Origin of the sequence: Autumnicola musiva (assembly GCF_031846585.1) — a bacterium.
Taxonomy (GTDB): domain Bacteria; phylum Bacteroidota; class Bacteroidia; order Flavobacteriales; family Flavobacteriaceae; genus Autumnicola; species Autumnicola musiva.
Genome location: NZ_JAVRHK010000001.1, coordinates 453,712 through 479,633, shown reverse-complemented (window position 1 = coordinate 479,633; position 25,922 = coordinate 453,712). Strand labels below are relative to the sequence as shown.

At 37.5% G+C, this 25,922-nt stretch carries 25 protein-coding genes; 19 read left to right on the top strand and 6 right to left on the bottom strand.

Features of this window, described 5'->3' with window-relative positions:
• The first annotated feature begins 6 nt into the window (after positions 1–6).
• Genes RM539_RS02110 through RM539_RS02100 form a run of 3 tightly spaced genes read left to right on the top strand, consistent with a single transcriptional unit; the run spans position 7 to position 1,001 of the window.
• The gene (locus RM539_RS02110) at positions 7–405 is read left to right on the top strand and encodes a YtxH domain-containing protein (protein WP_311501842.1); all 399 of its coding nucleotides are present in this window, start codon (positions 7–9) and stop codon (positions 403–405) included.
• An 8-nt stretch (positions 406–413) separates the two neighbouring features.
• Entirely contained in the window at positions 414–758 is a 345-nt protein-coding gene (locus RM539_RS02105; RefSeq protein WP_311501841.1) for a phage holin family protein, read from the top strand.
• A gap of 9 nt (positions 759–767) precedes the next feature.
• The gene (locus RM539_RS02100) at positions 768–1,001 is read left to right on the top strand and encodes a DUF6327 family protein (protein WP_311501840.1); all 234 of its coding nucleotides are present in this window, start codon (positions 768–770) and stop codon (positions 999–1,001) included.
• 280 nt (positions 1,002–1,281) lie between these two features.
• Here RM539_RS02100 and gltX read toward each other — a convergent pair whose 3' ends face one another.
• On the bottom strand, positions 1,282–2,796 hold the full coding sequence (gltX, locus tag RM539_RS02095) for a glutamate--tRNA ligase (protein WP_311501839.1): 1,515 nt from the start codon (positions 2,794–2,796) through the stop codon (positions 1,282–1,284).
• Between the two features lie 123 nt (positions 2,797–2,919).
• Here gltX and RM539_RS02090 point away from each other — a divergent pair, with 123 nt between their 5' ends.
• The 6 genes from RM539_RS02090 (at position 2,920) to RM539_RS02065 (ending at position 10,611) form a co-directional block, all read left to right on the top strand.
• Entirely contained in the window at positions 2,920–6,183 is a 3,264-nt protein-coding gene (locus RM539_RS02090) for a coiled-coil domain-containing protein (RefSeq protein ID WP_311501838.1), read from the top strand.
• On the top strand, positions 6,167–6,595 hold the full coding sequence (gene ybeY, locus RM539_RS02085; RefSeq protein WP_311501837.1) for an rRNA maturation RNase YbeY: 429 nt from the start codon (positions 6,167–6,169) through the stop codon (positions 6,593–6,595). The genes RM539_RS02090 and ybeY overlap by 17 nt, the downstream gene beginning before the upstream one ends.
• Positions 6,596–6,615: 20 nt before the next feature.
• On the top strand, positions 6,616–8,487 hold the full coding sequence (gene mnmG / locus RM539_RS02080) for a tRNA uridine-5-carboxymethylaminomethyl(34) synthesis enzyme MnmG (RefSeq protein WP_311501836.1): 1,872 nt from the start codon (positions 6,616–6,618) through the stop codon (positions 8,485–8,487).
• Between the two features lie 104 nt (positions 8,488–8,591).
• Positions 8,592–9,026, top strand: a complete 435-nt coding sequence (locus RM539_RS02075) for a hypothetical protein (protein ID WP_311501835.1) — start codon at positions 8,592–8,594, stop codon at positions 9,024–9,026.
• Complete coding sequence (locus RM539_RS02070; RefSeq protein WP_311501834.1) at positions 9,026–9,871, top strand: class I SAM-dependent methyltransferase; 846 nt, start codon at positions 9,026–9,028, stop codon at positions 9,869–9,871. Before RM539_RS02075 ends, RM539_RS02070 begins: the two co-directional genes overlap by 1 nt.
• Positions 9,872–10,098: 227 nt before the next feature.
• Positions 10,099–10,611, top strand: a complete 513-nt coding sequence (locus RM539_RS02065) for an OmpH/Skp family outer membrane protein (RefSeq protein ID WP_311501833.1) — start codon at positions 10,099–10,101, stop codon at positions 10,609–10,611.
• 143 nt (positions 10,612–10,754) lie between these two features.
• Here the strand turns inward: RM539_RS02065 and RM539_RS02060 are convergent, their stop codons facing one another.
• A complete protein-coding gene (locus tag RM539_RS02060) occupies positions 10,755–11,150 on the bottom strand; it encodes a DoxX family protein (RefSeq protein WP_311501832.1) in 396 nt (131 codons plus the stop codon).
• A 1-nt stretch (position 11,151) separates the two neighbouring features.
• Positions 11,152–12,306: a DNA polymerase III subunit gene (locus RM539_RS02055; protein WP_311501831.1), complete on the bottom strand. Its 1,155-nt coding sequence runs from the start codon at positions 12,304–12,306 to the stop codon at positions 11,152–11,154.
• 136 nt (positions 12,307–12,442) lie between these two features.
• Here RM539_RS02055 and RM539_RS02050 point away from each other — a divergent pair, with 136 nt between their 5' ends.
• Genes RM539_RS02050 through RM539_RS02040 form a run of 3 tightly spaced genes read left to right on the top strand, consistent with a single transcriptional unit; the run spans position 12,443 to position 16,259 of the window.
• On the top strand, positions 12,443–13,627 hold the full coding sequence (locus RM539_RS02050; protein ID WP_311501830.1) for a phosphoglycerate kinase: 1,185 nt from the start codon (positions 12,443–12,445) through the stop codon (positions 13,625–13,627).
• Between the two features lie 48 nt (positions 13,628–13,675).
• Entirely contained in the window at positions 13,676–15,259 is a 1,584-nt protein-coding gene (locus RM539_RS02045; protein ID WP_311501829.1) for a LysM peptidoglycan-binding domain-containing protein, read from the top strand.
• A gap of 22 nt (positions 15,260–15,281) precedes the next feature.
• Entirely contained in the window at positions 15,282–16,259 is a 978-nt protein-coding gene (locus RM539_RS02040) for a DUF4837 family protein (protein ID WP_311501828.1), read from the top strand.
• Positions 16,260–16,313: 54 nt separating this feature from the next.
• Here the strand turns inward: RM539_RS02040 and RM539_RS02035 are convergent, their stop codons facing one another.
• The gene (locus RM539_RS02035; protein ID WP_311501827.1) at positions 16,314–16,523 is read right to left on the bottom strand and encodes a twin-arginine translocase TatA/TatE family subunit; all 210 of its coding nucleotides are present in this window, start codon (positions 16,521–16,523) and stop codon (positions 16,314–16,316) included.
• Between the two features lie 216 nt (positions 16,524–16,739).
• On the opposite strand from RM539_RS02035, the gene RM539_RS02030 reads away from it, so the two are divergent.
• Genes RM539_RS02030 through RM539_RS02005 form a run of 6 tightly spaced genes read left to right on the top strand, consistent with a single transcriptional unit; the run spans position 16,740 to position 23,007 of the window.
• Positions 16,740–17,603: a murein hydrolase activator EnvC family protein gene (locus RM539_RS02030; protein ID WP_311501826.1), complete on the top strand. Its 864-nt coding sequence runs from the start codon at positions 16,740–16,742 to the stop codon at positions 17,601–17,603.
• A 3-nt stretch (positions 17,604–17,606) separates the two neighbouring features.
• Complete coding sequence (locus RM539_RS02025; protein WP_311501825.1) at positions 17,607–19,106, top strand: GH3 auxin-responsive promoter family protein; 1,500 nt, start codon at positions 17,607–17,609, stop codon at positions 19,104–19,106.
• A gap of 9 nt (positions 19,107–19,115) precedes the next feature.
• On the top strand, positions 19,116–20,804 hold the full coding sequence (locus tag RM539_RS02020) for a DUF6909 family protein (protein WP_311501824.1): 1,689 nt from the start codon (positions 19,116–19,118) through the stop codon (positions 20,802–20,804).
• 9 nt (positions 20,805–20,813) lie between these two features.
• Entirely contained in the window at positions 20,814–21,359 is a 546-nt protein-coding gene (gene rfbC / locus RM539_RS02015) for a dTDP-4-dehydrorhamnose 3,5-epimerase (RefSeq protein ID WP_311501823.1), read from the top strand.
• On the top strand, positions 21,356–22,237 hold the full coding sequence (gene rfbD, locus RM539_RS02010; RefSeq protein ID WP_311501822.1) for a dTDP-4-dehydrorhamnose reductase: 882 nt from the start codon (positions 21,356–21,358) through the stop codon (positions 22,235–22,237). Before rfbC ends, rfbD begins: the two co-directional genes overlap by 4 nt.
• Positions 22,234–23,007: a glycosyltransferase family 2 protein gene (locus RM539_RS02005; protein ID WP_311501821.1), complete on the top strand. Its 774-nt coding sequence runs from the start codon at positions 22,234–22,236 to the stop codon at positions 23,005–23,007. Before rfbD ends, RM539_RS02005 begins: the two co-directional genes overlap by 4 nt.
• Here the strand turns inward: RM539_RS02005 and RM539_RS02000 are convergent.
• Positions 23,000–24,310, bottom strand: coding sequence for a phenylacetate--CoA ligase family protein (locus RM539_RS02000; RefSeq protein WP_311501820.1), 1,311 nt, complete (start codon positions 24,308–24,310; stop codon positions 23,000–23,002). The genes RM539_RS02005 and RM539_RS02000 overlap by 8 nt on opposite strands.
• A gap of 84 nt (positions 24,311–24,394) precedes the next feature.
• On the opposite strand from RM539_RS02000, the gene purD reads away from it, so the two are divergent.
• The gene (gene purD / locus RM539_RS01995) at positions 24,395–25,669 is read left to right on the top strand and encodes a phosphoribosylamine--glycine ligase (RefSeq protein ID WP_311501819.1); all 1,275 of its coding nucleotides are present in this window, start codon (positions 24,395–24,397) and stop codon (positions 25,667–25,669) included.
• On the opposite strand, the gene RM539_RS01990 is transcribed toward purD, so the two are convergent.
• Positions 25,661–25,891 (bottom strand): DUF6341 family protein, encoded by a 231-nt coding sequence (locus tag RM539_RS01990; RefSeq protein ID WP_311501886.1) that lies wholly within the window; start codon positions 25,889–25,891, stop codon positions 25,661–25,663. The genes purD and RM539_RS01990 overlap by 9 nt on opposite strands.
• Positions 25,892–25,922 lie beyond the last annotated feature (31 nt).

Below are 25,922 nucleotides of genomic sequence, written 5' to 3'. Positions count from 1 at the left end.
ACAATTATGGCAAATACAGGAAGTACTTTACTTGCGTTGGTAACCGGAGCTGCAATTGGCGCAGGCCTTGGGATGTTATACGCACCCGAAAGCGGTGAGGAGACCCGAAAGAAAATAAGGGAAGAATCAGATAGGGCTCAGAAGAATTTCAATAAGAAGTACAAAGAAACATCCTCTAACTTGTCTGAAAAAGCCAAGAAAGCAAGATTTGATTTTGAAACACGTCTTGAGGAAACCCTTTCTTCAGCCAGTTATAAGGCAGATGATATCCTAACTGCTATGGAATCTAAACTTGAGGAGCTTAGGAAGCAAAATGCCAAACTTCAAAAAGATGCCAAAAATGAGGAAAAAGATACACAGGGTCAAGGAGGATCTAAAGGTAAAGCTAACCAGGCGATAGTATAGTATAATATATGGCATTTGAGAAACTGAGCAACAGTATAAAAGAATTGAATGAGAATGTTCAGATGCTTTCCAAAAGCAATGCTGAATATTTCAAATTAAAATTCTTCAAGCAGGGTATCAAGGGTGCCATTGGATTGGTAAATGCATTACTTCTGTTTTTCTTTGGAGTTTTTGCATTGTTATTTTTATCCTTTGCGGCTGCTGTGGCTATTAGCGCAGCAATGGATACTCCCAGTGCAGGCTATTGGATAGTAGCCGGATTTTATGTGTTTCTTATAATTCTCATATTGCTGTTTAGAAAGAAATTAGGTAAATTAATTCTGACTAAAGCATCTGAAGCTTTCTTTAACTAAGTAAATTATATGAAGAAGAAAAGATATACAAACTTCGCGGAAATAGATAGAGACTTAAAGATTTTAAAGCTTCAAACTGAAATTGATAAGGAAGAAGTTAAACTTAGTATTGATCAGGTGAAATCGAATATCTCACCTGCATCTTTATTTAGTAGTTTATTTGGTAGTGTGGTACAGCGTGCATTAATATTAAAAGCGTCTTCCAAAATTTTTGGTCTTCGAAAACTTGTTTCTTCTAAATAGAACATTGCTTTGTTAATATAAATTCAGGCCTTTGAAAACTTCAAAGGCTTTTTTTATTTAACTCCATTAGATGATAATATTTTACTATTAACTTCTATTCCATTCTAGTTGATCTAAAGAACTTTTAATGAATAATTATGGTATTACATCTTATGCGCCCAAAGTGCCTTAAAAAGAACTTATATTTAATATTAACGGGAAAGGGAATGTTAATACCAATCTTAGGTGTAAATAAATTTAAAACCCTGAACATTAATAGATGTTCAGGGTTTTATATATTTTAGATTGTTTCTACAGCTTTGTTTATTCTTGAAATAGTCTCCTCTTTGCCTATTAACTCTGCTATTTTATACAAATCTGGTCCTTGCAGAACCCCCACTAAAGCAAGTCGTAGAGGTTGCATTACTTTGCCAAACCCAACTTCTTTTTTCCCTATCCAGATTTTTACTTCATTTTGAAGATTTTCAGAGGTCCAGATATTTACCTCCTTTAATTCTTCTTTCAGTTCTTCCATTAAAGCAGGAGTGTCTGCTTTCCATGCCTTTTTAGTTGTCTTAGGGTGATAGGAGGTAGGAGATATAAAAAAGAAGTAAGCCTGTTCCCAAAGATCTTTTACAAAAACTCCACGCTCTTTTACCAAATCTACAACTTCTTCTACATACTCATCTTTTGCAGAAATTCCTTTTTTATGTAATAGTTTCTGGAAGGCTGAAGTTAAATAAGAATTATCTGCTTCCTGGAAATAATGTTGTTGAAACCATTTTGTTTTTTCAGGATCAAACTTTGCGCCACCTTTGTGCACACGCGAAAGTTCAAATGCATGTACCAGTTCATCTATTTTGAAGAATTCTCTTTCTGTTCCCGGATTCCAGCCTAAAAAAGCGAGCATGTTAGTTACAGCATGGGGAAAATAACCCTCTTCACGATAGCCGCTGGCAATATCTCCCGATTTTGGATCTTTCCATTCCAATGGAAAAACAGGAAATCCTAATTTGTCGCCATCCCTTTTGCTTAATTTTCCTTTTCCCTGGGGCTTTAATATTAACGGTAAATGGGCAAATTTTGGAGCCTCCCATCCAAAGGCGCGGTACAACATTATATGAAGTGCCAGGGAGGGTAACCATTCTTCACCTCTAATAACATGTGTAATTTGCATCAACCGGTCATCTACAATATTTGCCAAATGGTAGGTTGGCATTCCGTCACTTTTATATAATACTTTATCATCCAGAATGCTTGTATCAATTTCCATTTCTCCCCGTATTTCATCATTTATATGGAGAATTTCTTTTTCGGGAGATTTAAAGCGAACAACATAAGGCTTTTCAGCCTCAATTTTCTCTTTTACTTCTTCTTCAGAAAGAGATAGGGAATTCATTAATTTCTCCCGGTTATGCCAGTTATAAATGAAAGTTTTTCCTTTCGCTTCGTGGTCTTTTCTATGCTCATCAAGATCTTCGGCAGAATCAAATGCATAATATGCCTGGCCGGATTCGATCAAAATATCGGCATATTCTTTGTAAATATTCTTTCTTTCACTCTGGCGGTAAGGTCCGTAAGTGCCTCCTTTACCGGGACCTTCATCAAAATGAATCCCGCACCAGTTAAGGGCATCTATTATATAGTCTTCGGCACCTTCAACATAGCGGTTTTTATCTGTATCTTCTATACGCAATACGAAATCACCATTATGTTTTTTTGCGAATAGATAATTAAATAAAGCTGTTCTAACTCCGCCTATATGTAATGGGCCGGTAGGGCTGGGAGCAAAACGTACACGCACTTTAGCTGACATAATTTCAAATTTTGGATCAAAGATACAACCTTATTGAAGCAATTCTAAATCTAATGCGTCGAGTTTGGTGATGAAGCTTAGAACATTAAGTTTGAGCCGGTTGATCTAAATTATTGTATTTTTATGCCTGATATGATGGAGAAGATGAATAATTTTAAAATACTTAAAAAAAAGCTTGAAGGTTTTATCCGTAAGTTTTATTTAAACCGGCTGCTTCGTGGTGTTATTCTGTTTGTGGCAGTTGGGCTTCTGTATTTTTTGCTTACGCTGGGAATTGAATATTATTTCTGGTTAAGTAATACAGGAAGGGCAATTTTATTCTGGTTGTTTGTGGCAGTAGAATTTTTTCTTCTTGTTAAGCTTATAGGGATACCGTTTTTAAAGCTATTGAAACTCTCCAAGGGCTTAGATGAAGTTGAAGCTTCCAGATTGATAGGCCTTCACTTTCCGGAAGTAAATGATAAGCTTCTGAATGTACTTCAACTTCAAAATGATAAAAATCAGTCAGATCTTCTTTTGGCGAGCATTGATCAAAAAGCTAAGAATTTACAACCTGTTCCTTTTACCGCGGCAGTCAACTTCCGCGGAAACGTAAAGTATTTAAAATTTGCAGCCTTCCCAGTAATTATAATAGCAGCATTATTTTTTACAGGTAATTCTTCCTTTTTTTCTGAAAGTTATAATAGGGTAAGTCATTATAATAAATCATACGAACCACCGGCACCGTTTGCTTTTATTTTGCAAAATGATTCCTTGAAAGTTAATGAAAATAAGGATTTCACGCTTAAAATTGAAACTTTGGGAGAGGTTATTCCTGCAGAAGTTTCTGTGATTTATAATGGGGATAAATATTTAATGAAGAATGTTGAACCTGGAAAATTCACCTATGTCTTTAAAAATTTAGAAGAAAACAGATCATTCAGGCTGGAGAGCAATGAAGTAATTTCCGGCAGTTATGTTCTAAAGGTGAACAGGGTTCCTAAATTATTGAATTTTGCAATGCTGCTAGATTATCCAAGTTATACCGGAAAAAAGGATGAAAGAATAAGCGGAACCGGGAATGCCCATATACCTGAGGGCACAACGGTAAGCTGGAACCTTGAAACTGCACAAACCAGCACTATAAATTTTAATATTTCAGATAGTACAATTTCCATTAATAATTCCGGAAATACTTTTACTTACAGCCGCCCTGTTTATGCGAATCTTAATTATGAAATAGGAACTTCTAATAATGAAGTTTCAAATTATGAAAAACTTTCTTACAAACTTCAGGTTCAAAAAGATGAATTTCCCCGTATTGATGTAAAGCAAAAAACTGATAGCGTAAATAATCAAACAAGATATTTTAAAGGCACTGTTTCTGATGATTACGGATTATCAAAATTGTTATTAATTTATTATCAGGAAGGGGAGAAGGATCAAATGAATAAAATACCCCTGGAAATTTCCCGTGGAGCAATGGATCAATTTCTTTTCACTTTCCCTGGAAACCTTCAGTTTGAAAGAGGTAAAAATTATGAGTATTACTTCCAGGTTTTTGATAATGATGCAGTAAATGGAGCTAAATATAGTAAAAGTGAGGTATTTTCCTATAGGGAAAAGTCAGTACAGGAATTAACAGAAGATAACTTACAACAGCAGAATATTTCCATAGATCAAATGAACAATAGTTTGGAAGATATGGGAAATAATGAGAGGGAACTTGAAGAAATTTCCCGAATTCAGAAGGAGAATCAAAACCTTGACTATAATCAGCGAAAGAAATTGAATAATTTTATTAAAAGGCAGAAGGAACAAAACGAGCTGATGCGTAATTATTCGGAGAAATTAAAAAACAGTTTTAAGAATCCTGATAAAAATAAAGAAGATTCCGGTGCTGAAGAACTGCAGAGGCGGATTGATAGGAACGAAGAGCGCCTAAAGGAAAATGAAGCCTTGCTTGAGGAGCTTGAAAAATTAGCCGAAAAAATAAACCGGGAAGAGCTTGGCGAAAAACTTGAAAAGATGTCCCGGAAAAGTAAATCTGATAAAAGAAACCTTGAACAGCTATTAGAATTGACCAAACGATATTATGTTGAGGAAAAGAAACAGAAATTGGCCCGGGACTTAGAGAACCTCTCTGAAAAACAGGAGGATTTAAGCAAGGAAGAAAAAAGCAATGTAGATGACCAAAAGGAGTTATCTGAAGAATTTGAAGATTTTCAAAAGCAATTGAATGAGCTTGAAAAAGAAAATCAAAATATGAAGTCTCCAAAAGATTTAGGTAGGGAAGAGGTAGATGAAGAGAGTATAAAAAAGGACCAGCAGGAAGCTGAAGACAATTTGGAGAAAGGAGAAACAATAAAGGCCGGGGAAAAACAGAAAAATGCCGCTGAAAAAATGAAAGAAATGAGCCGGCAGATGAAAATGAAAAGTGCGCAGCAACAAGGCGAACAATTGGATGCTGATATTGAAACGCTAAGGCAAATCCTGGATAATCTTCTTAGCTTCTCCTTTGAACAGGAAGATCTTCTGAAGCAATTTCGAGAACTGGATCAAAAGAACCCTGTTTATGCCAGTAAATTGAAAAAGCAGAATGTGCTTAGAGAACATTTTGAACATATTGATGATAGTTTGTATAGCCTGGCTTTTCGAAACCAAATGATTAATGAAGAAATCACAGAAAATCTAACCGATATTGAATTTGATATTAATAAGGCTTTAGAGCGATTATCAGAGAATGAAATTCCTCAGGGAGTAGCTAGTCAGCAATATGTGGTAACAAGGTCTAATAATCTCGCCTATTTGTTAAGCAGGATATTATCTTCCATGCAGCAAATGGCCAATCCAAAAATGGGTAAAGGAAGTCCGGGGGAAGAAACGCAGCTAATGGATATTATAAAAAAACAGGGGAAATTACAGGAACAAATGCAAAAGGGAATGCAAGAGCGCAATGAGGGAGAAAGGAAAAAGGGAGATGGTTCCGGAGAAGGACTTAATGGGGATCTGTACGAAATTTATAAGGAACAGCAAAAGTTAAGGCAGCAACTGGAAAGACTAATGAAGGAAAAGGAAACCGGAGAGAATGGTCAAGCTGTAAAAGAGAAAATGGAAGAGTTGGAGGAGGAGTTACTGGATAAAAAATTTGATCCTAAAAATCTGGAAAAAATGATAAACCTTCAGCATGAATTAATGAAATTTCAGGATGCAAAATTACAACAGGGAGAAGATAATTCCAGAACTTCAGAAACTAATCAAAAGGAATATTCTAACGAAGAAGCAGAGGAGTTATCCAGGGCCAAAGATTATTTCAACGCTACCGAAATTTTAAACAGACAAGTATTACCTTTGCGCCAAATTTACAAAGTAAAAGTAAAGGAATATTTTGATGGAGGAGAAGATTAATTTTTATTCAGAAAACAGCTTTAAACTAGATTCAGAAGCTTCTTTTAAGAACTGGATAAAAAGGGTAATTCTTTCCGAGGATAAAAAGTGCGGAGAGATTAGCTATATCTTTTGCGATGATAAATATCTGCATAAAATAAATCTTCAATATTTAAATCACGATACCTATACCGATATTATCAGTTTTGATGATTCCATGGGAAATCAGATTCAGGGTGATATTTTTATTAGTACAGAACGTGTTGCTGAAAATGCACGGGAGTATAAGGTAGGATTTGAGGAGGAATTAATACGTGTAATGGCTCATGGTATTTTACACTTCTGTGGATATATAGATAAAACTGAAAGTGACAGTGCTTTGATGCGACAGAAAGAAAACGAAAAAATGAAATTGTTCCACGTGGAACAATAACAATTAAAATGAAGTTTTAGATGTTTGAACAGGTATATGATGTAATAGTTGTTGGTGCAGGACATGCCGGGAGCGAAGCTGCGGCAGCCGCGGCAAATATGGGTAGTAAAACCCTGCTTGTTACTATGAATTTACAAAATATCGCACAAATGAGCTGCAATCCTGCTATGGGTGGAATTGCCAAAGGACAGATTCTTCGTGAAATTGATGCTATGGGAGGTTACAGCGGATTGGTGAGTGATACCAGTGCCATACAGTTTAAAATGCTGAATAAATCTAAAGGACCGGCTATGTGGAGTCCCAGGGTGCAGAGTGACAGGATGCGTTTTTCTGAAGATTGGAGAATTAGACTGGAACAAACTCCTAACCTGGATTTTTACCAGGAAATGGTGGCAGGACTCGTAATTGAGGATGGAAGAATTACCGGAGTAAAAACTTCACTTGGTTTAGAAATAAAAGGAATAAGCGTTGTTTGCACAAATGGTACTTTTTTAAACGGGTTGATCCATATTGGCGATAAAAACTTTGGAGGGGGAAGGGCTGGAGAAAGAGCTGCAACAGGAATCACTAAGGACTTAATTGAAGCCGGTTTTGAAGTGGGAAGAATGAAAACAGGAACCCCACCACGGGTAGATGGACGATCTTTGGATTATTCTAAAATGACCGAACAACCCGGGGATGATATTCCTGGAAAATTTTCATATTCCGATGAAACCAAACCCCTGCAAAAACAAAGGTCTTGTTATATGACCTACACCTCAAATGAAGTGCATGAAATATTAAAGGAAGGCTTTGACAGATCTCCAATGTTTAACGGCAGAATTAAAAGTATTGGCCCAAGGTATTGCCCATCTATAGAGGATAAGATAAACAGGTTTGCAGATAAGAACAGGCATCAGCTTTTTGTAGAGCCTGAAGGATGGAACACGGTTGAGGTTTATGTAAATGGCTTTTCTACTTCTTTGCCGGAGGATGTTCAGTTTAAAGCATTACGGTCTGTAACAGGATTTGAAAACGTGAAGTTCTTCCGCCCGGGTTATGCTATAGAATATGATTATTTTCCACCTACACAATTAAAGCACAGCCTTGAAACCAAACTTGTGGAAGGCCTTTATTTTGCAGGGCAAATTAATGGAACAACCGGATACGAAGAAGCCGCCTGTCAGGGATTAATGGCTGGAATTAATGCTGCCTTAAAAGTGCAGGGGAAAGATGAATTTATCCTGAAGCGGAATGAAGCTTATATGGGTGTTTTAATTGACGATCTTATCACCAAAGGAACTGAGGAACCTTATCGCATGTTTACTTCCCGGGCAGAGTACAGAACACTACTGCGACAGGATAATGCTGATTTTAGGTTAACTGAAAAATCTTATAACCTTGGATTGGCTTCGGAAGACAGGATGAGAAAAATGGAAGAGAAGAAGAATAAATCCCTTGGTTTTGTGGATTTTCTGAAGAATAAAAGCGTGACCCCGGAGTTTTCCAATCCCATTCTGGAGGATAATAATTCTGCTTTAGTGAAACAAAGTGATAAGATATTTAAAATCTTTTCGCGGCCCAATATCAGTATGAATGATATAAGGCAATTTCCGGGTGTGGAAGAATATATAAAGGAAAATAAACTTGATTTAGAAATGCTGGAGCAAACTGAAATTCAGGTAAAATATTCAGGATATATTGAAAAGGAAAAAAATAATGCAGATAAATTAAATCGTCTTGAGGAAGTAAGAATTCCTCAAAACTTTGACTACAGCAAAATAAAATCAATGTCTTTTGAAGCAAGAGAAAAACTAAATAAAATTCAGCCAACATCAGTTTCTCAGGCTTCAAGAATAAGTGGGGTTAGTCCAAATGATGTTTCCGTTTTGTTGGTGTATATGGGTCGATAAACCAAAATGTTCCACGTGGAACTTTAGTTTAAATGAAAAAAATTTTATTGGTCTTATTTGTTTTAATTCATTGTGGTTGTATTATAACCCATAAAGTTGACAATATGGAGCATTCTAAAGTTTTTGCTCCTGATACTAAAAATGGAACAAGGGTTTTCAAGTTTCAGAGTAAACTGCGAAAGGAAAAAACAAGGAAATGGCTTAGGAATTATTTTGGTCTTCCCGATAATGATGATCTGGTACTTTCAGAAGTTAAATTACTTTCAGATGTAGATTATACTTTTTGGATAAGTGTAGATTTATCCCATGACCGCCAGGAAACTATTTATCTCACCGATCTTTTAGGTGAAGATAAGGAGGTAGAAACGCAGGAGGGCCCTATAAAGTTTTTTATTTCCATAAGAATAAGCGATACCTTTGGTGAAGACCATTTAAGCAGCAATTCTATTTTTAGGGAAAAGGTGTACCAATCTCTATTACAGATGGAAAAAGAATTCCTAAAATTTTCAGAAGAACATCCGGATCCAAATTATTTTTAATGGCTAATCAAAGACATTTTCTTTCCTGTAAAGACTACCTTGTTTCTGGAGAAGAGTTTGATCTTTTCTGGCATAAGGAACATGAAATTTTAGAAACAAAACCAGTTCCTGTAAATCTGCCTTTCTATTATTCAAGTGACAGATATATTTCCCACACCGATTCTAAAGAGAATTTTACCGAAAAACTATATCAGCAGGTAAAAAACTATATGATGGGAAAAAAAATTTCCTGGATTAAAAATTACAAAACTTCGGGGAAAATTCTTGATGTTGGTGCGGGAACAGGAGACTTTTTAATAACTGCCAGAAAGCACCATTTTGAAATTTTTGGAACAGAGCCAAATGAAACTGCCAGGGGAATGGCTATTCGAAAAGATGTTTCTTTAGTAAAAGATTACCAGGAACTGAAAATCAAAAATTATGATGTGATTACTCTTTGGCATGTTCTCGAACATATAAAAGAGCCGGAAGAGGGAATTGCAAAACTTTCTGAATTACTGGATGATGATGGAGTACTTGTAATTGCAGTTCCAAATTTTAAAAGTTTTGATGCACAACATTATAAAGAATGCTGGGCTGCTTATGATGTGCCACGTCATCTTTTTCACTTTTCCCAAAAGGGAATAGAATCACTTTTCACTGCAGGAGGTTTTGAATTATTATCCAAAAAGCCATTAATTTTCGATTCGTTTTATGTAAGCCTTCTTTCAGAAAAAAATAAAACAGGTTCTTCAAATTACATTAAAGCTTTCTATAACGGATTAAAATCTAATATTAAGGCTAAAACATCAACAGAGTACTCATCTCTGGTATATTTCTTCAGAAAAAGTAAAAACGGGCTTTAGATTCTTCAGAAAAGATTTTAATGCATGGGATGGATTTATACTCTGGCTTTTTATTTAAAGAGCCTTAAAATGCTTTATTTAACGTCATTTTCTATAAGATTTAATTATAATAATAATTTGATTTCATAAATATTTACAATAATACTCTGGTATAACTTAATGAAATGGAAAAATTCTTTATGTAATTTAACTTTATTACATTTGCGGAAATAATAATTTCAAGAACAATGAAAAATTTTTTAGCGGTTTTAGTATTTGGAGTTTTGTTTACTTCATGCAACAAAGAAAAAACAGCATATGTTGATACCACAAAGCTGATTCAGGAGTATAAAGAAATGCAGGAAGTGGAAGCAGAATTTACTTCAAAATCAGATTCTGTACGGGCACAACTGGATTCTGCTGCAAGAGCTTTTCAGCAGGAAGTACAGGCTTACCAGGCCGAAATGAATTCTATGAGCCAGAGTGACCGTCAGGAAAAGGAGCAGGAGCTTATGCAAAAGCAGCAAATGCTTCAGCAGCAACAGCAAATGCAGGGCGGCCAGTTAAGAGAGCAGAGTGATGCCGTAATTGATTCTATCGTAACCAAGGTTAAGGATTACGTAAAGGATTATGGTCAGGAAAATAACTATACTTATATCTTTGGTTCTAATGAATCTGCCAGTATAATGTATGCTAAAGATGGAAAAGATCTTACTGAAGAGATTCTTGAAAAACTTAATGCAGAATATAGCACAAATTAATAAGTGCAGTTTTAAAGTATAAGATAAGAGGGCTGTCTCATTAATTTTGAGGCAGCTTTTTTCATTTTCAGAAAATACTCCACATTTCCTTCTGGTTTTATATTTTACACCTTTTAAATAAGCTTATACCAGAAGTTGCAATGTTAAGAAAGGAGAAAAACACCAAATATAGCCACAATAAAGTAGCCGGTAAGGGTAAATGCACCTGCATAATCTTTAGCCACCCTTTGCCCAAACAGGAGCATAAGTAGTACTATTGCTGCCAGTATGCAGGTATATAGCGCTAGGCTGGAGTCTTCATAGGCAATCAAACCCAGTATACCTCCCGCGGCCAGTAACCCGGTTATAATTTCAAGAATAAGAATAGTTCCCACCATTGCAGGCACCATTCCAGCGAGAAATGTTTTAGAAAAATGTTCTTTTAACCATGCGTTGTTTCCATTCCAGTCTGTGGCCTTATCTATTCCTGACTGGAGAAATGTAATAAGAATAAAGAGGAGGATTAAAATTTCAGTAGGGTAGGTGCTGAGATTTTCCATATCAGGCTGCTTTTTTATGTAAAAACCGGGTTAGTTTAATAGAGAGATCTGTGAGGATAATTTTAGCATTTCCATTTCTTTCAATATGATAAATTGCCTCTTCAAGAGCTTTTGTAATCTGCATAATATTTCCTCCGTGCACAAAGGGTGCAAATTTTTCAATTTTAAAGCCTGATGTTCGGGGGGAAAGATAAACCAGTTTATCAGCTTTATAATTCAGCATTAAAGCCTGGCGAAAAAAATCGATACAATACTGAAGAAAACTTTTTTGAAGCTCCCTTCCCATGCCGGCAACCTCTTCGCTCCAGGAAATTAATTCTAAAACAGTGGCTTTGTTCCCTTTGGCTTTAAAAGCAGTCCTTACCCATTGTATAAACCATTCTTCAAATTGTTCATCTCCGGAACTTTTTTGGAAAAGATGCAGTGCATTGGTATAGCTCCCGTTAGCCTGATGAGCGAGTTGTAAAGCTTCATTTTCATCACAGTTTTCATTTTTTACAAGAGCTTCGGCAATATCAGCTTCCGTAAGCGGGGGGAAATGGAGCGTTTGGCAACGGGAACGAATAGTTTGAATAATTTGCTCTTCATCTTCAGTAATAAGAAGAAACAAAGTTTTGTTTGGTGGCTCCTCTATAAGCTTCAGCAGTTTATTGGCAGCCGCTGTATTCATTTTTTCTGCCATCCAGATAAGCATTACCTTAAAACCGCCTTCGTAAGATTTCAATGAAAGGGATTTTACGATATCCTGGGCTTCATCTACCCCTATTTGACCTTGTTTTTTTTCTATTCCTATTTCGTGATACCAGTCCAGTAGCCTGCCGTAAGGATTGGAAAGAATAAATTTTCTCCATTCGGGCAGAAAATTGGAAGAAACGGGGTGGCTCTTGATTTTATTATTTGTGGCCACAGGAAAAGCAAAATGCAAATCGGGATGAGACAGGCTTGAAAATTTTAAATTACAGGAAGCGTTTCCATTAATATTTTCATCATTTTTATTTTCACATAAAATGTATTGCGCATATGCAATAGCCATAGGTAAAGTACCGCTGCCGCTTTTTCCTACAAAAAGCTGTGCGTGCGGAATCCTGTTCCGTTTGGCAGTGGTGGTGAGGTGGTTTTTAAGGTGCGGTAAACCTATTATATCTGAAAAAAGCATAAGCAAATATATAATTTATATACACTTTTATATCTCAGGAAAAAATTATATTTGTAATGAACCTGTCCTGAAGGGACCATTAACAACAGGCCGCTTACAGCTTTTCTGAAGGTTTGGCCAAAAAAATAATTTCTTGATGAAAACATTAGACGATTACAATTTTAAAGATAAGCAGGCATTAATTAGGGTAGACTTTAATGTTCCACTTACTGAGGATCTGGAAGTTTCCGACGCGACAAGAATTGAAGCTGCAAAACCCACTATTCAGAAAATACTTGAAGACGGTGGAAGTGTCGTTTTAATGTCGCACCTGGGAAGACCAAAAGGAAAAGAGGAAAAATTCTCTCTTCGCAATATTGTTGGAAAAGTAGCTGAAATTTTGGGAGTGGAGCCAAAATTTATTGAAGATTGCGTAGGGCAGGATGTGAAAAAAGCAGCCGATGAACTTAAATCCGGTGAAATTCTTTTACTCGAAAATCTCAGGTTTCATGAAGAAGAGAAAGAGGGAGATAAAGGATTTGCCAAACAGTTGTCCACACTTGGCGATATTTATGTGAATGATGCTTTTGGAACTGCCCACCGCGCTCACGCATCTACAACAATTGTTGCGAAATACTTTAAAGAAAAATGTTTTGGCTATCTTCTTGCCAAAGAAATTAAAAGTCTTAATAAGGTTCTTCACAGTGAAGAAAAGCCTGTAACTGCTGTACTCGGTGGCGCAAAGGTTTCTTCAAAAATCACTGTTATCGAAAATATTCTTGATAGGATTGACCATTTAATTATTGGTGGTGGGATGACATATACATTCATAAAAGCACAGGGAGGAAATATTGGTGCTTCACTTGTTGAAGAAGATAAGCAAAAGCTTGCTCTTGAAATTCTGGAAAAAGCCAAACAAAAAGGAGTGCAGGTCCATTTACCTGTAGATTCCCTTATTGCCGATAGCTTTTCTGAACAGGCCAGTATGCAAACGGAGAAAGTCGATAGTATTCCCGCAGGATGGATGGGGCTTGATGTAGGGCCTGAAACAATAAAAAACTTCTCAAAAGTAATCTCAGAATCAAAAATTATCCTTTGGAATGGTCCTTTGGGGGTTTTTGAGATGGATACTTTTGCAAAAGGAACTATTCAACTTGGAGAAGCTATTGCAGATGCTACTTCTAAAGGAGCGTTTTCTCTTGTAGGCGGCGGAGATTCGGTTGCTGCTGTTAAGAAATTTGGACTGGAAGATAAAGTAAGCTATGTTTCTACGGGAGGCGGTGCCATGCTTGAAATGCTGGAAGGTAAATCCCTTCCGGGAATTGAAGCCATCGGAAAATAAAAGGAATGAATTTTGCGTTAGCATAGGTCAACCTTGAAAATACATATCATGATAAAAAGGGGAATTTTAGTGGTTTTTTCTCTTTTGGCGCTCTCCGGCTCTGCCCAGGAGAAAAAATCCAAAAAACAGGTAGAGAAAGCGAATTTCAGAGTCCAGATTTTTCAGAAATCCCGTGATACTGAAATAAAACTTGCAGAACCTGACCCCGAATTTAAAAACAGAATCCCGATCTCGGCTGTAGTTCGGGATTCTTCGGTTGTAGCTTTAAAAGATTTGCCGCGGGCAAGAACAATTGATTCCATCTGGAAATCTGAATTGCTGAATTCCGATCTTTTTGAGACTATCCATCAAGGTATTCTGGAACAGGATTATTCTGAAGTAGTCTATAAAGATTTGCCTACAGATACGCTAAAGGCACGGCTTAAAGATCTTAATTCCCGCACCCCTTTCAACATTGAGTATAATCCTATTCTTGAAAGTGTTATTAAATCTTATCTCAAGCGCAATAAAAAAGCTATGGAACGGCTTATGGCGCTTAGCGACTATTATTTTCCGCTTTTTGAACAGGAACTGGATAAGTATAATATTCCGCTGGAAATCAAATACCTTGCTATAGTAGAATCGGCTTTAAATCCAAGGGCACGCTCCCGGGTTGGGGCTACAGGATTATGGCAATTTATGTTTGCCACAGGTAAAATGCACGATCTTGATGTAAGTTCCTATGTAGACGAGCGTATGGATCCCGTAAAATCTACTGAAGCTGCTGCACGATATCTGGCGGCACTTTATAAAACATTTGGAGACTGGGATCTAGTACTGGCTTCTTATAACTCGGGCCCCGGAAATGTTTCAAAAGCAATTCGAAGAAGTGGAGGCTCAGTTGATTATTGGGATTTAAGAAGATATTTGCCAAGAGAAACCGCAGGCTATGTGCCGGCATTCCTGGCCACTCTTTATCTTTTTGAATATGCAGAGGAACATAATTTTCAACCCAACCGGCCTGATGTTGCATATTTTGAAACCGATACAGTCAGGGTTAAGAAAATGCTTGATTTTGAGCATATTTCCAAAATAACGGGTGTAGATAAAGAAATGCTGCAATTTTTAAACCCGAGTTATAAACTGGATATAATTCCCTTTGTAAAAGGAGAGAACTATACTCTAAGACTGCCTAGGCCTTCCACAGGGATTTTTGTAGCAAATGAAGCGGCTATTTATCAATATGTGGAAAACGAGCTTACAGAGAAAAAAGAGGGACTTCCAAAATATGTTAAGGCAGAAGACAGGATCAGGTACAGGGTTAGAAGCGGAGATTATCTTGGCAGGATTGCTGAAAAATATGGGGTTGGTGTTAGTGAAATTAAAAGATGGAATAATTTAAGAAGTAATACTTTGCGTATAGGACAATATCTAACCATCCACCCAAGAAGGAATGCGGTGGCAGAGAATGACAGGAAAGGAAATTCCAGTAACAATAACAATCCTAAAACCTATACAGTTAAGAATGGAGATTCACTTTGGAGCATCTCAAAGAAATTTCCGGGAGTTACGGTACAGAATTTGAGAGTTTGGAATGAAGTGAGTGGTAACAACCTCCGGCCTGGCATGAAACTTAAAGTTTCCAAAGGATAGATTCTAAACCAAAACAAAAAAAATGAAAAGTAAATTAATTCTCCTCTTCAGCTTCATTCTTTTTATTTCTTGTAAAAATAATTCTGAAGAAAATGAAAGAATATTAGCCGATTCTTCCGGGAATATCAATCAGGTAACTGTAATTATGGATAATAATCTGTGGGAAGGTGAAGTAGGGGAGGTGGTAAGAGATGAACTGGCCGCCCCTGTAGACGGATTACCGCAGGATGAGCCGCTTTTTTCGCTTAGCCAGATTCCACCTCAAACCTTTTCAGGCTTTGTTCGCAGAAACCGTTTGTTTTTTTTAGTTGAAAAAGGCAAACAAAAAGGTTTTCAGGTTATAAGGGAAGAATATGCCAGTCCTCAGACAGGGGTTATTGTTCGCGGTCAAAATAATGAAGAATTAAAAGAAGTTGTTAGACAAAATTCTGATAGTATTATCAGCCTTTTAAAAAGAACAGAATTAAAGGAAAAGCAGCGAAGAATTGGAAAATCTCTTAAAGGCGACGAAAAACTGGAAGAAGAGTTGGGGGTTTCTCTAAGGTTTCCAACGGCCTATCGTTACGCCATGGAAGAAGAGGATTTTATCTGGATCCGGAAAGAAATTCCTAAAGGTTTAATGGAGATTCTAATCTACGAAGTGCCTCTTTCTACTATAGATAAAGACACCAATGTAATTGGAAATATCATCCGGATGCGTGATTCCATAGGAGAAAAGTATATTCCCGGTCCTATGGAAGGCAGTTATATGCAAACAGAAGAAGCATATGCGCCGTATTTATTTGAAACAGAGATTGACGGAAATTTTGCCTATGAAACCCGCGGCACATGGGACGTGAAAAATGCTTTTATGGCCGGTCCTTTTGTAAACTATGCAGTAAGGGATAAAGAAAATAACCGGTATGTTATTCTGGAAGGATTTCTATTCTATCCTTCTATGTCTAAGCGTGACAATATGTTTGAATTGGATGCAATTCTACAATCGGCCAAAATTGAATAAAAAATAAACCCCAACCTGATAAAGGTTGGGGTTTTTAATGTATTTAGAAATTTACTATTTTCTGTCTTCAGGAATTTTGTTGGCATCCGGGTTTCGGTGTGCCTCCTCGTCATCCTTGGAAGCATCTTTAAACTCTTTTATTCCACTTCCCAGTCCTCTCATCAATTCCGGAATTTTTCGTCCTCCAAATAGAAGTAATACCACAATCACAATCAATATAATTTGTGGTGCTCCTATCATTAATGGTAATATGAATGCAGTCATGTCTATGTATTTTAATATTACAAACTTAACAAGAATAAAGCAATATAAGCGTTAAGAAGAAATAAAATATATAAATTTAACTTGTATCCACCTGTTTTTAACGATGAAACAGAAGAGGTTACGTGTTAAAAACAGAGATTAAGTAAACCTACCTTTAAATTAGAGGCTTCATGCTCCCTTAAAATTTACCCTATCTTTGTATTACTAATGTGAAAAATGGCAGATAAGAACAAAAATAAATTCGCGCGGAAGCTTTTACATAAATACAGGCTGGTAATTCTTAATGAAGACACCTTTGAAGAAAAGCTTTCTTTCAAGCTAACAAAGCTAAATGTATTTGTAACCATCACGCTAAGTGCTATTTTATTAATTGCTGCCACCACTTACATCATAGCATTTACTCCGTTAAAAGAATACATTCCGGGATATTCATCGGCAGAGCTTAAGGAGAAAGCAGCCAATCTAGCCTACACTTCAGATTCCCTTCAGAATATAATAAAACTGAACAACCAGTACCTTGGTTCTATAAAAGGCGTTTTAACCGGAGATCTGGAAACCAATACTCTTAACCGGGATTCTGTTTTGCCACCTTCCGAATATGATGAATATTTTGAGGAAGTCACTCCCTCCCGTGCAGATTCGCTGTTGAGGGAAGAAGTGGCCCAGGAAGATAAATACAATATCTTGCCCAGTGCTACTGAAAATATCAATTTTTCATTGATACCTCCTGTAAAAGGATCAATTTCAGAAGGATTTAATGCTGAAGACAGGCATTTTGCCGTAGATGTGGTGGTCGCAAAAAATTCTCCTATCAAATCAGTAGCAGATGGGCGCGTAATTTTTTCAGAATGGACCGCTGAAACAGGTTATGTGATAATTGTAAAACATGGTTACGATCTTCTTTCCGTATATAAGCACAATGCATCTCTTACTAAAGAACAGGGAGATGTGGTTAGAGCAGGAGAGGTGATTGCAACTGCCGGTTCTACAGGTGAGTTTACCACCGGCCCGCATTTACATTTTGAACTTTGGAATGAAGGAACCCCCGTGGATCCTACAGAATATATAGATTTCAATTAAATTATGTCGTTAAAATCTCTTGGAGCAAAAGTATTTGCCAAACAAATTCAGCGTAAAATCAGGAAATGGTCTTCCAATCCTGAAGACACTCAAATGAAGGTTTTTCAGCAGATTATTGCCAAAGGAAAATACACCTCTTTTGGAAGAGATCATAATTTCCCCAGGATTAAGACCTACAGTGAATTTGCCGATAATGTTCCGGTACGGGATTATGAAGAATTAAAACCCTATGTAGAAAGGATGCTGGCCGGGGAAGAAAGTGTACTTTGGCCGGGCAGGCCCTTGTATTATGCTAAAACCAGCGGTACCACAAGTGGCGCCAAATATATCCCCATTACAAAAGACTCCATGCCAACGCATATTGAAGCTGCCCGGAATGCTATTTTATGTTACATCGCAGAAACCGGAAACGCTTCCTTTGTAGACGGAAAAATGATTTTTTTACAGGGCAGCCCCGAAATGGAGGAAAAGAAAGGGGTAAAACTTGGCCGGCTTTCGGGCATTGTTGCTCATTATGTACCCGGTTATCTTCAGAAAAACCGGCTGCCCAGTTGGGAAACCAATTGCATTGAAGATTGGGAAACCAAAGTGGACGCTATTATAGAGGAAACCCGAAATGAAAGTATGACCGTGATTAGCGGGATTCCTTCCTGGGTGCAAATGTATTTTGAACGCCTGCAGAAGAAAACAGGGAAAAAAGTAGGTGATCTTTTTCCAAATTTTAACCTGTTTATTTACGGCGGAGTGAATTTTGAACCCTACCGCGCAAAATTTGAAAACCTTATTGGCAGAAAAGTAGACAGCATAGAACTTTTCCCTGCATCCGAAGGCTTTTTTGCCTTTCAGGACAAGCAGAAGGAAAAAGGCATGTTGCTGCAGATTAATTCCGGTATGTTCTACGAATTTATAAAAGCCGATGAGTTTTTTGATGAGAACCCTGCCCGCCTTACTATTGGCGAAGTCAAGAAGGGAATAAATTATGTAATGATCGTCTCAACAACCGCCGGCCTCTGGGCATATAATGTAGGTGACACTATTCAGTTTACTTCATTAAAACCTTACAGGGTGATAGTGAGCGGTAGAATTAAACATTATATTTCAGCATTTGGTGAGCACGTGATTGCAAAAGAGGTGGAAGAAGCCATGCAGGAAGCCTTACTTCAAACCGGAACCCGAATAAGTGAATTTACAGTTGCCCCGCAAATAAATCCTGAAGGAGAACAGCTTCCTTATCATGAGTGGTTCATAGAATTTGAAAAAGAGCCACAGGACATGCAGTCCTTTATCACTATTCTGGATAAAGCCATGCAAAAACAAAATTCTTATTATTTTGATTTGATTGAAGGAAAAATTCTTCAACCTTTGAAGATCACCAAAGTTCCGCAGGAGAAGTTTCAGCAATACATGAAATCTGAAGGAAAACTTGGCGGGCAGAATAAACTTCCGCGTCTCTCTAACGACAGAAGTATTGCCGGTAAACTGCAAAAACTGATTAAAAATTAATTGACCAATATGCCTAATTTAAAAATACAGGGCCGCACCCGGGCGCAGGAAAGTTCCAGTGCCATTGAGCGCATGTATATAACCATGCGCCATCTTTTTAACCGCGGCTTTTATAAACCTATGGGGGTTTCCGGAGAAACTTTAAGGGAAGCCCTGCTTATCTTGCGCCCCGAAATTTATGGTTCTGTGGCCGATGATAAGGCCGAATTAAGCGGACTCCTATATGTGATAGACCGCCTTCCAAAGGGAATTGAAGAATGTCGTTTTATAAATCTTACCAGTGACGAAGGCTACGGTAATTCCCACTTTAAGCCAATTATTCCGCCCAAAAGACGAAGGAACTGCTACCGGATTGATGAGGAGCAAATGAACATTGAAATCACCCGCGGGCGTTCTGAAATTTATGATATTTTAACCCACCTTACTTTTTTATTTATCGAATCGCACAAAATCATGCGGCGCGTGGTAATTGATGAGGAAGGTAATGTGACTCGCGACTGGCAAAAACTGGAAAAAGCTGTTCTTCAAAAAGAGGAATTAACTCAGGCCGAAAGAGAAGTTGCGCTCACTCATACAGCCAATATTCTTGGAAGGACTTTTAATGAGGTGACCGGTATTTATCCAAAATTTACCATTCCTGAAAATCAGGAGCGCTTTTTAAGCCTTATTTACTGGCTTGGAAAACTTGCCATTTCTGAAATAGTTGAAAACAACAAACGCATTATCACCTTTAGCCAGGTGCTTCGGGAACGCCTTGGCCAGCATATTCACGGGGAAATATGGGCAGATAAAATAAAGCAATATTTGCTTAGCGAAAATCTTACTCACCGGCCAATCCATATTATCAGTGCCAATATGCACAGCGTGATGAATACATTGTACACACCGGTTGCCCTGAAAGCTGAAATGAAAAAGAAATCGGCGCTGGGGATTTATGAAGATTTGAGTGACAGTGGCAATGGAGCATTAAGAACTAAAGTAGCCAAGGTTGCACTTAGCAAAGGCATGAAGTTTATTGAAGATGAAAGCGGTACAAATATAGACGTTCAGGTGTTTGACACTGCCAAAATTGAAAATGGTTACAAAATAGAAGGTTTTGCTGAAAAACCTGAAGATGAAAAACCGGTAATTTTGGTAATGGATTATGCTTTTGGAGAACAGGCATATGAAACTATGGATGAGCTTTTAAAGCCTTACAATTTTGAAGAAAATGAGATTCAAATGAATGTGAAATCCATTTCTATAATGGGAAAAGCAGGAATTCTGGAAGGCGCCAAAGGTGATATTATGATTCCTACGGCACATCTTTTTGAAGGTACGGCAGATAATTATCCTTTTAAAAATGAACTTTCCAAAGAAGACCTTGAAGGAAATGGAATTAGTGTTGTAGACGGCAGTATGATCACAGTATTGGGAACGTCTCTTCAGAATAAGGATATTCTAAGATTTTTTCATGATTCCACTTGGAATGTGAGTGGGCTGGAGATGGAAGGGGCGCATTATCAAAAAGCGATACAGGCAGCAGCAAAGTTACGCGGTAATATAGACGAAGATGTAAAGGTGAGATATGCCTATTACGCCTCAGATAATCCTTTAGAAACAGGTAGTACACTGGCTTCAGGTGGATTGGGTACCACGGGAGTAAAACCAACTTACCTCATTACAGAAAAGATCCTGGAACAAATTTTTAATTCATAAACCATTTTTATGCAGGCAGAAGAAACACCCTTAAAAGACTGTTACCTTTTAAAGCCCTCTGTTTTTGAAGATAAGCGGGGAATCTTTCTGGAGAGTTATAATCGGAAAACTTTTGCTGAAATTACCGGTGTAAAAGATGAATTTGTTCAGGATAATCAGTCAGTTTCCGGGCGGGGCGTTTTAAGAGGCCTTCATTTCCAGACCGGCAAATTCGCCCAGGCCAAGATTGTGCGCGTTATCTACGGTAAAGTGATTGATGTGGTGGTAGATCTACGTCCCGGTTCGCCTACTTTTAAACATAAATATAAAGCAGTTCTGGATGATAAAAATCTCTGTCAGCTTTATGTTCCAAGAGGGTTTGGCCATGGGTTTTTGACATTATCGGAAACTTCGGTCTTTGCTTATAAATGTGACAGGTACTATAATCCGGAAGCAGAATCGGGAATTATTTATAATGATCCCGATTTAGCTATTGACTGGGAATTTCCTGAAGAAGAAATGATTATTTCCGATAAAGATTTACAACAGCCAACTTTTCAAAAACTTTTTGCATGAAAACAATTCTTGTCACCGGGGCTTCAGGACAGTTAGGGAGATGTTTTGAAAAATTATCTTCTGATTATCCACAATTTGACTTTTTTTTCACTACTTCTTCAGAAGTTGATATTACCAAGAAATGTGAACTTCACCAGCTTTTTGGAGCAAAATATTTTGATTTTTGTATTAATTGCGCCGCTTATACCAATGTTGAAAAAGCTGAATCTGAACAACAGAAAGCTTTTCAGGTAAATGCTGAAGCGGTGAAGAATCTGGCAGAAATTTGTCAGGCTTCAGGAACAATGTTTTTTCATTTTTCCACAGATTATGTTTTTAACGGAAAGGCAAATTCGCCCTATTCTGAAAAGGACAAAACAGACCCTATAAATAACTACGGGGCTTCAAAATTGAAAGGAGAAGAAAATATAAGGAATGTAGCCGATAAATATTTTATTTTCAGAACTTCCTGGCTGTATTCAGAATTTGGCCATAATTTTTTCCGTACTATTCTCAACAAGGCAAAAGAAGGGGCACATCTTAAAATCACCACCGCTCAAAAAGGAACTCCAACCAATGCCAATGACCTGGCAAAGCTTGTTATGAAATTAATCGCTTCGGAAAATGATGAGGTTGGAGTTTATCATTTCAGCAATAAAGGCGAAGCTACGTGGTATGATTTTGCGGAAGAAATTTTAAAAATTTCAGGAAATACTGAAGCTGTAAAACTTGAAAAAAGCAATGATTATAAAACCGTGGCAGAAAGACCAGCGTATAGTGTGCTGGATAAAACCAAGTTAAGGAATAATCTTAATTATGAAATGCCGCACTGGAAGGAGAGTTTAAAAGGCCTTTATGATTTGGAAATAGCGTCCAAACGGGAGAAAGAAAATTTATGAAACATTCCGTATTGGTTTCTGTCATTATGCCCGCCTACAATGCGGCAGAATTTATTACTGAAGCCATTGCATCTGTACAGGAACAAACCTACACCAAATGGGAACTTTTTGTAATTGATGATAATTCCAAAGATTTCACCCTGTCACAAATTGAAAACCTTGCCCGGGCAGATTGCAGGATTAGAATAATAAAAAATAAGGAGAACAGAGGAGCAGGCTATAGTCGGAATAGGGGAATTAAGGCCGCTGAGGGCGACTTTATTTCTTTTTTAGATGCAGATGACCTGTGGAAGCCAGATAAGCTGGAAAAACAGCTGAATTTTATGATTAATAACAATGTTAGTGTTTGCTTTTCCAGTTATAAACGTATCTATGAAAATGGTCAAAAAAAAGAGATCGTTGAAGCCTTACCATACCTTACCTTTCAAAAACTGCTAAAAGCAAATTACATCGGAAACCTTACAGGGGTTTATAATGTTTCGAAAATTGGTAAAATTTACACTCCTGAAATCCGTAAAAGGCAGGATTGGGCATTATGGCTGGAAGCGGTAAGAAGGGCCGGGATAGCAAAAGGAATACAGGAACCGCTGGCATTATACAGGATAAGGAGAAACAGCATTTCAGGAAATAAACTGGAAATGCTGGCCTATAACTTTAATATTTATCATAAAGTGCTTGATTTTGGGCTCTGGAAAAGCCTTAAATCTATGGTGGTGTTCCTGCGTGAACAATTTATGATTAAGAACCGGCAAATAAAGCGGATTAAATAAGGGAGGTGAATTGTTTAAGTTTTCCGCTTTTACTGCGTATGAGCAGTGTTTTTCTTTCAAAACTGACGTTGAGATTTTTACCTACATATTTTTGAATTGCAGCAAGAATCTTTTGTACCTGTTCTTCAGTAAATTCGCGGTCGCTCACATATTCAATTTTAAAGGTATCCAGGGCTTTTTGAATAATTATAAATTCTTTTATGCTCCCGCTGTCGGCTATAATTGTTTTGGTAACATAATAAAATGTCAGGCCCGGTACCACTTTTCCATCGGCTAAATGTGCAAGATCATTAGTTCGCCCTATAAGTTTTTGCAGTTTTGGCCGCTTCAAATTCCCTTCTTTAGAAAAAATTCCGGTGTCGCCTATATCATACCGAATTATGGGATGTGCCTTATTGTAAAGCGAAGTTACCACCACCCGTCCCTCCTGTCCGGCCGGAAGAATGTTGTTTTCCTCATCCAGGATTTCCACATAAAGGTCTTCAGAATTCAGGATCCACTCGTTTTGAGAACTTTCAAAAGCTATCAGGCCAACCTCACTGGCTCCATATTCATTTATCACAGGCACGCCCAAAGCATGTTCCATTAAAATTTTATCGTTTTCAAACAACCTTTCAGAAGTAACAATACAGCTCTTTAAAGAGGGACATATATCTTTCAGGATTACATTTTTGTTCCGCAGAAATTTGGCAAACATCAGGATAGCGCTGGTGTAGCCATTAATATATTCAAAAGGTGAGCCTTCAAAACGCTTAAGGAAATGCTCCATTTTTTTGTCGCTGAGGTCAAAAATATTAAAACGGCGCCTTAAACTGATACGGTCTTTCACGCGCTCCTGAAAATTTCCGTAGAAATCCAGCGGAATCCCGTAAAACCTGGCCTGTAAAGATTTATTCAAATTTATGCCGTGCCATTGATAACGGTTGTTAAACCCGGCCCAGGTAAGTGCGTGTGCAAACCGGTCTTTGGCAAAAATAAAAGGCTGGCCGCTGCTTCCTGAGGTTTTCCCCACATAAGTTTTTTTGCGGTTGTTAAAACCTTTGGTTAACCTGTTTTTGAGTGGCTGCTGAAGATCTGCTTTTTTCATTACCGGCACATCGCTCCATTTTTCACAATTTCCGGTTCTACAAAACCTGCCGTAAAAAGGATTATTTTCCAAATGAAATTTGAAAATGGAATCGAGCCTGCCATCAAGATATTCCTGATACTTATTCTCAGGAATATCCTGGATTTGGCGTAACAATTTTTCAGCCCGGTTAATGGGAAAATTGTTAAGCTGCAAAGAAAGCCTGAACCATTCCAATCTTAATTTTCTTTTTTATGTGAAATTGTTGGTGCTTCAATTTACAAACAATTATTTTTGACTCCATAACTAAAATATTTCCAGATGAAAATTTTAATTCTAGGTGCCGGTGGCCGTGAACATACTTTTGCTCATATGATTTCAAAAAGCCCTAAATGTGATGAATTATTTGTTGCGCCGGGCAATGCTGGTACGGGAAAAATTGCTGAAAACGTAGCTATGAAAGTTACCGATTTTGAAGCGATTAAAAAATTTGTACTGGAGAAAGAAATTGAAATGCTGGTGGTAGGTCCGGAAGACCCTCTGGTTGAAGGGATTGCAGACTTTTTTGCACAGGATAAACAACTTAATGATATAAAACTTATTGGCCCTTCAAAACGTGGGGCTTTGCTGGAAGGGAGCAAAGAACGGGCAAAGGAATTTATGCTGATGTATAAAATTCCAACCGCTGCTTATGAAAGTTTTACTGAAGAGAGTCTGGAAGCCGGAAAAAATTTTCTTGAAACTTTAGATGCACCTTATGTTTTAAAAGCAGACGGGCTTGCCGCAGGAAAGGGAGTACTTATCCTAAATAGCCTGAATGAGGCCAAAGCAGAACTTGAAAAAATGCTCTCCGGCAACAAATTTGGTGCGGCCAGTAAAAAAGTGGTCATTGAAGAATTTCTGGACGGGATTGAATTAAGCGTTTTTGTTTTAACTGATGGTAAAAATTATAAAATTTTGCCTACCGCCAAAGATTATAAACGTATTGGTGAAGGAGACACAGGTTTAAACACGGGTGGTATGGGTGCCATTTCCCCGGTTCCTTTTGCAGATGCGGAATTTATGCAGAAGGTGGAAGATCGTATCGTTAAACCTACCGTAAATGGTCTTAAGGAAGAGGATATTAATTACAAGGGATTTATTTTTATAGGACTTATTAAAGTTGAAAATGAGCCTTATGTTATTGAATATAATGTGAGAATGGGCGATCCTGAAACAGAAGTGGTGTTGCCAAGAATAAAGTCGGACCTGGTGGAGGTTCTTGAAAAGACGTATGAATCCAGGCTGGATGAAGTAAATTTAGAAATTGATTCCAGGGCAGCGGCTACGGTAATGCTTGTTTCCGGTGGTTATCCTGAAGCTTATGAAAAAGGGAAAGAAATCAATGGGCTGGAAAAAGTAGAAGATTCCCTGGTGTTCCATGCCGGGACAAAGAATGAAAATGGTACAACATTAACCAGCGGTGGCCGTGTAATAGCCATTACTTCCCTGGATGAGGATTACAAAAATGCACTAAAAAAATCTTACCAAAATGCAGAGCAACTACATTTTGATAAGATGTATTATAGAAAAGACTTAGGATTTGATCTATCCTAAGAACGAATGTGCTTTCGGGTCTCTGTTCTCTTCATTATTGTCATTGTAGGTTTTTAACTGCTTCATCCAGTAAAGGAAAGCGGCAAAACCAACAATTACGAAAATAAAGTTGAGGAGATTGGCAAGGAACCAGGAATCCAGTTCCAGGTCACGTAAAAAGTCCAGTGGCGCAAAAAGAATATCAACAAACAGGCTTTCGATTCCTTCAAACAAGTCTCTTATCATCATAACTTTGATTTTAAAAGTACAAAAA